Annotated in this window: 11 protein-coding genes; 10 read left to right on the forward strand and 1 reads right to left on the reverse strand. The window is 34.8% G+C overall.

What is annotated here, in order from left to right; translation table 11 throughout:
• Positions 1-178 precede the first annotated feature (178 nt).
• The 3 genes from ACY0M5_RS16640 to ACY0M5_RS16650 all read left to right on the forward strand — a co-directional run bounded on the left by ACY0M5_RS16640 (position 179) and on the right by ACY0M5_RS16650 (position 4,296).
• Positions 179-1,423, forward strand: a complete 1,245-nt coding sequence (locus ACY0M5_RS16640) for an outer membrane beta-barrel protein (protein ID WP_461629915.1) — start codon at positions 179-181, stop codon at positions 1,421-1,423.
• Positions 1,424-1,486: 63 nt separating this feature from the next.
• The gene (locus tag ACY0M5_RS16645) at positions 1,487-2,839 is read left to right on the forward strand and encodes a DNRLRE domain-containing protein (RefSeq protein WP_461629916.1); all 1,353 of its coding nucleotides are present in this window, start codon (positions 1,487-1,489) and stop codon (positions 2,837-2,839) included.
• A 308-nt stretch (positions 2,840-3,147) separates the two neighbouring features.
• On the forward strand, positions 3,148-4,296 hold the full coding sequence (locus tag ACY0M5_RS16650; RefSeq protein WP_461629917.1) for a hypothetical protein: 1,149 nt from the start codon (positions 3,148-3,150) through the stop codon (positions 4,294-4,296).
• 146 nt (positions 4,297-4,442) lie between these two features.
• Here ACY0M5_RS16650 and ACY0M5_RS16655 read toward each other — a convergent pair whose 3' ends face one another.
• On the reverse strand, positions 4,443-5,159 hold the full coding sequence (locus ACY0M5_RS16655) for an RDD family protein (RefSeq protein ID WP_461629918.1): 717 nt from the start codon (positions 5,157-5,159) through the stop codon (positions 4,443-4,445).
• A 200-nt stretch (positions 5,160-5,359) separates the two neighbouring features.
• Here ACY0M5_RS16655 and ACY0M5_RS16660 point away from each other — a divergent pair, with 200 nt between their 5' ends.
• The 7 genes from ACY0M5_RS16660 to ACY0M5_RS16690 all read left to right on the forward strand — a co-directional run bounded on the left by ACY0M5_RS16660 (position 5,360) and on the right by ACY0M5_RS16690 (position 12,135).
• Entirely contained in the window at positions 5,360-6,322 is a 963-nt protein-coding gene (locus ACY0M5_RS16660; protein WP_461629919.1) for a stage II sporulation protein M, read from the forward strand.
• A gap of 18 nt (positions 6,323-6,340) precedes the next feature.
• Complete coding sequence (locus tag ACY0M5_RS16665; protein ID WP_461629920.1) at positions 6,341-7,198, forward strand: glycerophosphoryl diester phosphodiesterase membrane domain-containing protein; 858 nt, start codon at positions 6,341-6,343, stop codon at positions 7,196-7,198.
• Positions 7,191-7,937, forward strand: a complete 747-nt coding sequence (locus ACY0M5_RS16670) for a DUF4129 domain-containing protein (protein ID WP_461629921.1) — start codon at positions 7,191-7,193, stop codon at positions 7,935-7,937. Before ACY0M5_RS16665 ends, ACY0M5_RS16670 begins: the two co-directional genes overlap by 8 nt.
• Positions 7,934-9,124, forward strand: coding sequence for a DUF4350 domain-containing protein (locus ACY0M5_RS16675; RefSeq protein ID WP_461629922.1), 1,191 nt, complete (start codon positions 7,934-7,936; stop codon positions 9,122-9,124). The genes ACY0M5_RS16670 and ACY0M5_RS16675 overlap by 4 nt, the downstream gene beginning before the upstream one ends.
• 13 nt (positions 9,125-9,137) lie before the next feature.
• A complete protein-coding gene (locus ACY0M5_RS16680) occupies positions 9,138-10,118 on the forward strand; it encodes an AAA family ATPase (protein WP_461629923.1) in 981 nt (326 codons plus the stop codon).
• Positions 10,119-10,180: 62 nt separating this feature from the next.
• Positions 10,181-11,512: a DUF58 domain-containing protein gene (locus ACY0M5_RS16685; RefSeq protein ID WP_461629924.1), complete on the forward strand. Its 1,332-nt coding sequence runs from the start codon at positions 10,181-10,183 to the stop codon at positions 11,510-11,512.
• A gap of 44 nt (positions 11,513-11,556) precedes the next feature.
• Positions 11,557-12,135 carry a peptidylprolyl isomerase gene (locus ACY0M5_RS16690; protein WP_156196532.1) on the forward strand — a complete coding sequence of 193 codons (579 nt, stop codon included), beginning with the start codon at positions 11,557-11,559 and terminating at the stop codon, positions 12,133-12,135.
• Position 12,136: the final 1 nt, after the last annotated feature.

Genomic DNA, 12,136 nt, shown 5'->3' on the forward strand with positions numbered 1-12,136 from the left:
CTGCAGAAATAATACCTCTACCAAATTATATTTAACCTGAAATCTCACATTAAAAATTTACAATTTGCTAATTCCCCGAAATTCATGCCTGGTGTTTTTCCTTTTTTTTCATTCCTTCTCTTTCGCCCAAACAAATTTAGAAAATAAAAACATCAGCCTGCAACTTAACGAAACCTCATTGATAGAAGTAATAAAAGCTATTGAAACACAAAGTGGTGTTTCTTTTGTCTACAACACTTCCATAATGAAAAACGCTCAAAAAGTGAGTATTGATGTTAAAGATGCTGACATCAATACTCTTTTACAAAAAATTTGTAAGGAGTCGGGCAACAACTATAAAGTAATTGATAATCAAGTGGTTTTTTTTAAAGTTACTGCCCCAGTTGCAAAATCCATTAAAGTTTTAATAAAACCCGAAACAAGTCAGCTATCCACCAATATGCATGCAGCAATTTCGAAAAATATCATTCAATCAGAGAAAAATATTTGTGATCGTAATCCTCTTTTGGATACTGCGAACAAACCTACTCTTGATATCAACAAAAATATAATAACAGATTCTTTAAAAACAGCACCTCTTACAACCGACTCTATAGTAAACGAGGTGTACATTTTTCCAATTTCCGCAAAATTAGCAATCAACCAAGATTGCTCTTCCGATAGCCTCAGGCTTTCATGTCTTAATATTGCAGAACAAAACACTTCGACAGATAAATTCTCAGCAAACAAATACTTTTATTCCATTCAGATAAAAAAAGAATTAGGCATTTCACCTGGTTTTAGCAAAGGTGATACACTCAGTACCGAAGAGGTTCAAATATTAAACAATAGTGTGGCCAGTTATGGGATTGGCGGCGGAATAAAACTTGGATATACCATCAAACGTTTTTCATTCAAAACCGGTCTGTTGTATACCCAATTCATTGAGAGATTTTCAATAAAGAAAACTCGTAAAATATTTTCCAGACAAACACATTTGGAAGGTATTACATGGCAGGAACAAAGTTCTGAAGGGATTATAATACACACCGACACTATTCCTATTACACAAACCATTGTAAGCGATTCTGCAACTGTATTTAGGCAAAAATATAAATCCTCGTATCTTGAGATACCATTCGATATTGATTACTCAATTCCTATTAACGCAAAATGGAGTGTATTTGGCTCTTTGGGCATAACTTATGCTATCACTTTGAAAAAAAATTACACCTCACCGTTTTCCGCATACAATCCAAAAGCAGTCAATAAACTAGATCTATCAGTAGGAATAAGTACGGGGCTAAAGTTTTTTTCTAACCGTTTACACTACTATTTTATGGCGGGCGGGCGAACTCGTACTTCATTGAATGTCAACAACAAACTCATCAACAGGAATCCCATTTACCTAAACATGACTGTTGGAGTTATAAATTATTTCTAATATTTCACTAGGGAACAACAGGTATTGATTGTTATATGAGTGTAAATATTAAAAATTTAAATTATGAATACGAAAAATTTTCTTACAGGTATCTTTTTAATACTAGTTGCATTTACAGCTTGCAATAAAGATAGTATTGAAGACAACAAAACTCTATGCCCGGTTGAATTTAAAATGACAGTTAGCGAAAACAGCACAAAGTCTGCAGTTGGGAACAAGCTAAAAACTACCGAAGTTACCAATGTAAAGTCTGCTTTAGTTTCTATTGCTGATGACAATGGCAACTTAGTTTACGAACTGGAACAAATTGAGCTAATTAGTTTTAACGGCGGTTTTATTACAAATAAATTATTGCTGGAAGTTGGAAACTACACAGTAACAGAGTTTTTACTACTCGATATCAATGGCAATGTAGCCTATGCAACACCCAAAGACGGCTCTGATTTAGCCAATTTGGTTAATGACCCTCTTGCCATTAACTTTTCGGTTAACTTAAACGAAACAACTACGGTTACTCCCGAAGTATTACGTATTGATAATTTTGAACCTGCTGACTTTGGTTATGTTGAGTTTGGATTCAGATACATTAAAACATTCGGTTTTGTAATGGGTATTTACACCCTCGATAACAACCAAACTGCAATTGCCAGTAATGCCAATATTACATTAACAGCGAATAACAAAGAATATCTCAATAAAGAAATAAACGGAGCATTAAATGTGTTAACAATAAATGATGGCCTGCAAAATTACAGCATAAAAGTAGAGAAATCAGGCTATAAAACATTTAGTGAAACCTATACGGCGGAACAATTAAAACAATATGAAACAACGCCTCTGAATATCTATCTGGAAGAGATAAAGGAATTTACTCTTGATTACAACAAAATAACTGATGCCACTCTTACAAGTTACTATCCCGACAATAACGAAAATGGAACTTTTATTCAGGCTTTTACATGGACTTTTACTGGAGATCCGGTAAGCTGCAGGTTTCTTATGGGATTTGATTTGAGCGAGATTCCTGAAGGACAACAGATAAAAAGTGCTAAACTCTCATTATTCTATGCCGATAATCATCCCGATCCTCTTCATGAAGGCTTTTTTGGTGGTCAAAATAATTTAAAAATTGAATTAGCAGACCAAGCCTGGGACGAAACTACAGTTACCTGGAACAACCAACCATCTACAATTTCGAACGGAGCAATAATTATACCTTCAGATGAAAACGGAAAAATTGACAAACCCGATATTGACATTACTCCATTAATTCAAGCTATGATAAATAACTCCGATGGTCGTTTTGGAATTAAAATATCGCAGGTTGACGAAACAATATACAGATCAAGCTTTTTTGCTTCAACAGAAAATGAGTTGGTTAATAAAAGACCAATACTTAAAATCGTCCTTAATTAATAATTATCTCATCCTTACAATAAGCGTTACAGATTATTGTACCAAATTAATAACATTCTCAGTAGTCCACAAAGGTACCCTTGTGGGCTACTGCTTTTTTGTAAGTTGTTATTCTATTTTGCAGATGCATCCGATCCGAAGTTAACCTGCAGCAGAAATAATGGTATGCTATTTGTTTAGCAAAACCTATTCGCGCAAACCAGTTGCTGTATGGGCTAAATAAAACCGAAAAAAAGGAACCTTATCAACTCACCGGCGTATTCTCAATTTTAAAATTAAATTTGCATCAAAACTAACATCCTACATCTATGAATAAAATGATACGCTTCTCACTTATTGCTCTTCTATTTATTTCTGCTGCCTGCAGTACCGGAAATAAAGCTCTTCAAAATGGAGATTACTATTCTGCTGTTATTAAATCGGTAGACCGGTTACGATCAAATCCTGATAAAGCAAAGGCTCAACTAACTTTAAGAGAAAGTTATCCTTTGGCAGTGAACTGGTATCAGCAGGAAATCAGTACGCTTTTATCTTCTAATGATCCGTTTAAGTATTCAAAAACCGTTGGACATTACCAGACTTTGAATAGAATGACTGATGAAATTAGAAGGTGCCCGGGTGCATTGCGCATTATTCCTTCTCCAAAGCAATACAAGACAGAAGAATACATGGCCAGGCAAAATGCAGCGCCTGAATGTTATAAAGCAGGGGCAATGGAACTTGCTAAAGGAACCCGTCAAGATGCAGTGACAGCCTTTATGAATTTCGAAAAAGCCAATAGTTTTGTTCCAAACTACAAAGATGTTGCCGATAAAATGGCTGAAGCAGAGGAAATGGCAACCTTAAAAGTGATTATCGATCATGTGCCTGTGAACTCCACAAAATATCAGTTGAGTGCTGAGTTTTTTCAAGATCAGGTAACACAATATATCTTTCACAATATCAAACGAAGATTTGTACGATTCTACACACCCAAACAAGCTGAACTGGAGAAACTGGAATATCCTGATCAGATTATTGGAATGCGTTTCGAAGATTTTGTAGTTGGCGAAACTCACGATACCGATATCGAAAAGCAAGTCGTAAGTGCTGATAGTGTTGAAGTTGGGTCGACCAAACTAAAAAATGGCGAAACAATTAAAGTATACAATATTGTGAAAGCCAAATTGCATATTCACAAACGTGAGGTGATTTCGAAAGGAATGCTTTCTCTTCATATTATTGAATTCGAAAACCAAAAGGAAGTAAATAACAAACAATTTGGTGGTCAATTTAACTGGTTTTACCAATGGGGAAATTACAATGGTGACGAAAGAGCTTTAACAAAAGAAGAATTGAATATTTGCCATAGCGAGCCAATTCTCCCTCCTGCTCATCAGGATTTATTTGTAGAGTTTACAAAACCTATTTTCACTGATCTTACTGCAGAGTTAAGACGATTCTATAATCGATACTAATTAATGAACTTTTTTTTGACAAAAGAATATCTAACGTCAACGTTAGTTTATCCACAATAGTAAACAAGAGTATACTGAAAAAACTAAGAAATATACAAAGAGGCAGAAATTTAATTTTTCTGCCTCTTTGTGTATTTTAAAACTCCTTATCGATTGCGGTGGATTAAATTGTAGTCAACAATTAGTGTTTTAAAAAACTCGAGAGGCTGCATTTCTGTTTTGATTCCCAGTTTTTCCATCACATTTTTTCGTGCCCGCAACCCAAATTGCAGCTTTTCAACCGGGTCTTCCATGCTTTCAATCTGAACAATCACCTTTTTAAACAGGGGCAGGTCTTTTTCATTAATTTTTCGGGACTCAGGGAAAACAAGCTCATAATTTTGGGGGATATCAACCAGGATCGTATTTTCAATCGACACTTTTCGCTTTGTTCTTATTACCGTTGTTTTAGCTAGAATATCGCCCAGTCGTTGTCCTTTTTCTCCTATTACAATGCACAAAATACCACAAATACCATAGGTCAACGAAATATCAACCAATCGAAACATCCATCGAATCAAATAATTTAGAAAAGTGGGTGCTGATCCGTCGACAGTGCTTACCTTAATTTTCATGATTTTTTTCCCCGGAGTTTGACCATTCATAAAAACCTCAAATATCAAGGAGTAAAACATTAACGGCACTAGTAAAAACAATATCCAAACTGCATCTTTTCCTATTAAGCCAATTACAAGTAAAAGAATCATATAAATAACAAAGAAGAACAGAAGATCAAGCAAGGTCGCTGATATTCTTTCTCCAATACTTGCCAACTGAAAATTAATGCGAACATTTTGAGTTGTTTCTATTCCTATATCTGCCATTTACTATTAAATTTTGTGAACCCGAAGATACCTATCATAAGAAAACAAAAGAAATAATCGAATAATTATTTTTATCATTTAAAATCATTCTACTGACATATTGCTAGTTAGTAAACTCATCAACCATTTAACCTTAATCAAACATTTGTAATTTTCCTTAATTACAATAACTTTAGCATTGTTTTACAGAAATCCCTTAAATGAAAGAAGTAGTTTTTCTGGATCGCAACAGCAAAAAATGGATAGAATTTGAAAATCTTCTTGCTGATGAATCCCATAACGATCCTGATTCCATTGCCGATTTATACATCCAATTAACGGATGATCTTTCCTATGCACAAACCTTTTACCCAAATTCATCTACTACTGAATATCTCAATCAATTAAGTGTGAGTGTTCATCAACAAATTTATAAAAACCAAAAAGCACAAAAGGGAAAATTCAAGCAGTTTTGGACTACAGATTTGCCTTTAATTCTTTTCCAAACACGAAAACAATTACTTTATTCTTTACTAATATTTCTTACCGCTGCTCTTTTGGGTGTAGTATCGACAATTAATGATCAGTCTTTTGTACGTGCTATTCTTGGAGATAACTACGTAAATATGACCATTGACAACATAAAAAAAGGAGATCCAATGGCCGTTTACAAGCAGGAAGGGCAAACAGAAATGTTTCTAGGAATTACCATCAATAACATTAAAGTCTCCTTTATGGCTTTTGTTTTTGGGATACTTACTGCTTTCGGAAGCGGATACATCCTTTTTAATAATGGAATTATGCTGGGAAGCTTCACTTATTTCTTTGTTGAAAATGGTTTGTTCTGGGAAAGCACCCGGGTAATATGGATACATGGAACGCTTGAAATTTCTGCCATTATTATCTCAGGAGCTGCAGGAATTGTAATGGGAAACAGTATTGTTTTCCCTGGCACCCTGCCTCGCAAAACATCCATGCAAATTGGAGTTCGCAAAGGCATTAAAATTGTAATTGGAATTATACCTATGTTTATTGTTGCCGGCTTTTTAGAAGGCTATGTAACCCGACATACCGAAATGTCAATATGGCTAAGCTGGATCATTATTATCTGTTCCCTGCTGTTCGTTATTTGGTATTTTATTATTAACCCAAAACGAGTCTATCAAAAACTAAACAATTTATAAAATTCTAATCTTAAAAAAATGACTGATAATTTTAAATTCGAAAAAAAACGTGATTTCGGGGAACTATTCAACGACACATTTCTTTTTATTAAGTACAATTTTAAAAATTTACTAATGGGAATGATCTATTTCGTTATCCCTTTTGCATTATTACAAGGAATAGCACTAGGTGTGTATCAATATGAAGCACTTTCAACTCTTTCATCAAGGCCTTCATCAAATCCGTTTGCTGCAATGCAAGGAGCAATGAGTTCAATGCTAATCACCTATCTGTTTACCATGATTACTTATACGTTTTCTATGGCATTTGTATTTCAATACATCAAATTATACAAAGCATCGGAAAATAATGAAGTGAAATTAAAACAAGTTTGGAAATCAATGCTTGGTGTTGCTCCTAAAATTTTCCTTTCTATGTTTGTTATTGGATTTCTTTCAGGTCTTGGTTTTATATTCTTACTAATTCCGGGTATTTATTTAATGATTTGTTTTAGTCTGGTTATTCCAATTATTATTTTTCAAGGTGATTCACTTAGCGAAGCTCTAAGTTCTTGTTTTTCATTAATTAAAAATAACTGGTGGCAAACATTTGGGTTTTTACTAATCCTAGGTTTGATAGCTGGAGCATTACAATTTATATTTCAAATACCTACCACTATTTATCAAGGAATGGCAGGCTTTCATATGGTGCAAAATGGAGCTTCATCAGCAAGTCAAAGTTTAAGCATTCTATTTTCTATTATCCAAGCAATGGGAGCATGCTTTATGCAAGTAATTCCATTTACAGGAATTGGAATTCTTTATTTTAGTCTGGTTGAGCAAAAACAAAATCCCGCATTGCTAAAAGAGTTGGAAAGCGTTGGAGCTAATGAATAAAAAAATACTTACAATACTATTTATTGGCTGGTTTCAACTATTTATTGGAACCAGCCAAATTTTAGCACAGGAAACTTTCCGCCCGGATACCATCGTTGCTGATACCGGACAAGTTCAATTGTGGGAAAAATCCATTCCGAAAGAACGCATTGAAAATTATCGCAAACAGAGCGATTTCAATTACGATTTTACCGATGTAAAACAAGAAAGTTTGTGGGATCGTTTCACTCAGTGGATCAGAAATTGGTTAAATTTCATGATCAAAGGACTGGGAGTCATTTGGTTCCTGAGATATATCATTCTTGCTGTGCTTATTATCATTCTTATTGCGCTGATTTACAAAAGCAAATTTACCGGCTTGTTCCGTTCCCAACAGGAAATTACATCTCTGGAGTTTAGTGAAACTGCGAACCCAACAAAAATTAATTGGGAGCAAAAAATTAATGAAGCATTTCTTCAAAAAGAGTATCGTTTGGCTTTGCGTTATCACTTTTTATCCCTGTTAAAAAGTTTAAGTCAGCACAATTTAATAAGCTGGAAATCGGAAAAAACCAATTACGATTACATCCGGGAAATAAAACAGGATAAAATAAAGGCTGATTTTATTGAATTAAGCGAATTGTATGAAGCCGTTTGGTATGGCGACTTCCCAATAAACAAACAAGATTACGACCAAATTAATAAAGAATTCGGCCGATTGAATCTCCTTCTCCCGCAAGTAAAAGAATTCGCATCATGAGACTAAATATCCCTAAAAATGCACTTCCCGTAATTGGAATTCTAATCATTCTTATATTGATGGAACTTTTTGCGCCTCAGCCAATCGACTGGACAAAAAGTTTTAATGAGGATGACAAACGACCGTTTGGTTGTTTTCTGATAAAGGAATTAATACAGAACGATTTATTTCCTGATCAGGAATTTAAAATCAGCAGTAATGCCATTTTCAACTATCCGGAGACTGATAGTCTCTCAACAAAAAAAAATTACATTTTTGTTACCAATGATTTTTCTCCTCAGGAATGGGAAATCAATACAGTAATGGATTTGGCTAAAAATGGAAATCAAATATTCATTGCAAGTTCAAGTTTAGGAAAAGCCTTTTCAGATTCTTTGCATGTACACATCGAAAGCGATATTCTGTTTTCAGAATTAGCAGCAACAAAAGGAAAATCTCAAAATTTAGAAAACCCAAGTTTACAAGGAAAATCGAAGTTTGAATACCCAAAAGCATTCGACAATTCAACAATAGCCAAATTTAACAAGGACAGTGCAATTGTTCTGGGACGAGATCATCAAAGGAAAATTCAGTTGGTGAAAATTCCCTGTGGAAAAGGCAACTTCTTTATTAGCTGTCAGCCGTTAGCCTTTACCAATTACAATGTTGTACAAAATGAGAATGCAAATTATATTGCAGGATCATTCAGCTATTTACCTCCCAATCCGATAGTTTGGGATGAATATTACAAACCTCTTAGAGCTTTACGCTCCACAAGCCCAATCATTTTTCTGCTTTCGAGTCCTCCATTAAAAATGGCGTACTATCTTTTGATTACCTGCCTTCTGCTTGTTCTTATTTTTCAAGGCAAACGTCAGCAAAAAATGATTCCTGTTCTAAAACCATTGCCCAATACCTCTCTTGAGTTTATTAGAACAATGGGACGGCTGTATTACAACCGCAAAAATCACAAAGACATTGCTTTAAAGAAAATTAAATACCTGAAAGAATTTTGTAAGAGCCGCTATCATATCGATTTAACCATTGATACTTTAAATGAAGTAAGTAAACGCTCGGGAATCTCCTTAAAAACTCTTGAAATTCTTTTTAATCAAGTAGATAAAATTTCTAATTCTCAAAATATATCACAGGAGACACTGGAAGACTTACACTCAAAAGTGGAATACATTTATAAATCCGGCAAATAAAATAAACCCTACAATGGAAAATAAACTGCAATTTAAAAACCGTATAGATTTGCAAGAGCTCAATCATTTGATTGGCCAAATTAAATATGAAATTAAAAAAGTAATCATCGGTCAGGAAAAGAATATCGACCTGCTATTGGTAGGATTATTTGCTAAAGGCCACGTTTTAATTGAAGGTGTTCCCGGAATTGCAAAAACTCTTTCAGCCAAACTGCTTGCCAAATCAATTTCCTCCGGTTTTTCGCGCATTCAATTTACCCCCGATTTAATGCCCTCCGATGTTTTGGGAACTACCATATTCAATTTAAGTACGTCAAAATTTGAGTTTAACAAAGGTCCGATATTCTCAAACATTATCTTGATTGATGAGATTAACCGTGCTCCTGCAAAAACCCAATCGGCACTTTTCGAGGTGATGGAAGAAGCTCAGATTAGTATCGATGGAACCACACATAAAATGGAACAGCCATTTTGGGTAATTGCAACACAAAACCCTATTGAGCAAGAAGGAACTTACCGTTTGCCGGAAGCGCAGCTGGATCGTTTTCTCATGAAAATAGAATTCACTTATCCTGACGAACAGGAGGAACTTGAAATTTTGGCGACAAAAAATGAAAGAAAAGGTAAAAATGAAACATTTGAAATAACTGAAGTCTTGAATTCGGAGCAAATTTACATGTTGCGTCAGCAGGTTCAGGAGATACACATTGATGAGAACCTTCAGAAGTACATTGTTCAAATTGTTCAAAACACAAGAAATCACCCTGGAATTATTCTGGGCGCTTCGCCAAGAGCATCAGTTGCAGTAATGATGGCTGCAAAAGCTCTTTCAGCTATCAGAGGCAGAGATTTTGTTACTCCTGATGATATTAAAGAGGTGGCAATTCCCGCTTTGCACCACAGACTAATACTAACTCCTGAAAAGGAAATGGAAGGCGTGCTTCCGAAGCAAATCATTGCGCAAATTATGGAAGGAATTGAAATTCCACGATAGCAAATCCGAACGAATCGGTTCAGAAAAAAAACAATGTTCCCAATACTAATGAACTACAATTAATGAAATTCATTAAATCAATATATCTAAAACCAAATTTTTACTGGATACTGGTAATTGTGGCTGTAATTTCGATTCTCGGGCATTTTATTCCATTCCTATTTCCGGTGGCCCGACTACTTTTGCTTTTGTTTTTGGTATGCCTGGCTTTGGAAATTTTCATTCTCTACCGAAATAAAAAAGGAATTACTGCATCACGAAAATGTCCGGAGAAACTATCAAACGGAGATAAGAATAGTATTTCAATACTCGTAGAAAATAATTATTCGGTATCTACACAGATAGATATTATTGATGAATTGCCGGTTCAGTTTCAAAAAAGGGATTTTCTTTATTCTTTTCAACTAAAATCGGGTGAAGAAAAGCAAATAAATTACGAAGTAAGACCCACTGCAAGAGGTGAATATCATTTTGGTTTTTTGAATGTTTTTGTTGCCTCATTTTTTGGGCTCATCAAAAGAAGGTACAAAATAGAGGCCGAGCAGATGCTTCCCTGCTATCCGTCGTTCATGCAAATGCGTCAATACGAATTATTAGCCATTTCGAACCGTTTGAACGATTATGGTGTGAAGCGAATACGACGAATCGGGCACCAAATGGAATTCGATCAGATTCGGGAGTATGTAAAAGGTGATGATTACAGAACCATTAACTGGAAAGCTACTGCCCGTAAATCGCAAATAATGGTGAATCAGTATCAGGATGAAAAATCACAACCTGTTTACTGTCTTATTGATACCGGCCGATCGATGAAAATGCCTTTTAATGGTTTAACTCTTCTTGATTATGCAATTAATACAAGTTTGGTAATTTCAAATACCGCGGTAATTAAGCATGACAAAGCCGGAGTAATTTGTTTTGGGAAAAATATCAACGCTCACGTTCCTGCTGATGGAAGAAGAACTCAGATAAGGAAAATAATGGAGGTTCTCTACAACCAGAAAACCAATTATCCCGAACCAAATTATGAATTATTACACAATTCTGCCCGTCGGTTACTTAGAAACAGAAGCTTACTAATTCTCTTCACCAACTTTGAAAGTCTTGATTCAATGAAACGTCAACTACCCTATTTACAGGGATTGGCAAAAGATCATTTGTTAATGCTTGTGTTTTTTACAAATACAGAAATCAAGGAAATCACTAAAAAAACCGCCAAAAGCATAGAAGATATTTACATTAAAACCATAGGCGAAAAATTTATTTACGACAAAAAATTAATCGTAAAAGAATTGGAAAAATATGGAATTCATGCGATATTGAGCAATCCTAAAGACCTAACAATTAATACACTCAACAAATATCTTGAATTTAAGTCCAGAGGACTGATCTAAACAGATTATTCAATTGAGATATTGAAATGAGAAAAACGCGAATCATGAAACACATTTATCTTCTTCTTGTATCTGTCATAATACTTGCAGACTTTGCGAGCGCTCAAAATCCTAAAGTTGAAATTACGACGACACTAGGAACAATCAAATTGGAAATTTTCAAAGATAAAGCACCCATTACAGCCAATTACTTTTTGGAAAATGTGAACAACAATGTTTTTAAGGATGCTTGCTTTTACCGAGTGGTAAGAATGGATAACCAACCAAATAATGACATTAAAATTGAAGTCATTCAAGGCGGATTATTCTTCGATTCCATTGTAGATCAGAAGCCGACAATTGCACATGAAACAACAAAAGAAACCGGCATTTTACATACCGATGGTGTTATTTCCATGGCAAGAAATCAGCCGGGATCGGCCTCAACAGAATTTTTTATTTGTATCGGCGATCAACCCAATTTAGATTTTGAAGGAATGCGTAATCCAGACGGACAAGGTTTTGCCGCATTTGGCAAAGTGATCAAAGGAATGGACGTTGTCAAATTAATTCAACAACAAAAAGATGATGAACAAATGCTGGTTGAACGAATCGATATTTTATCAATAACCGGAGTACAGTAGA

It is taken from the genome of Labilibaculum euxinicum (assembly GCF_963678175.1).
GTDB classification, from domain to species: domain Bacteria; phylum Bacteroidota; class Bacteroidia; order Bacteroidales; family Marinifilaceae; genus Labilibaculum; species Labilibaculum euxinus.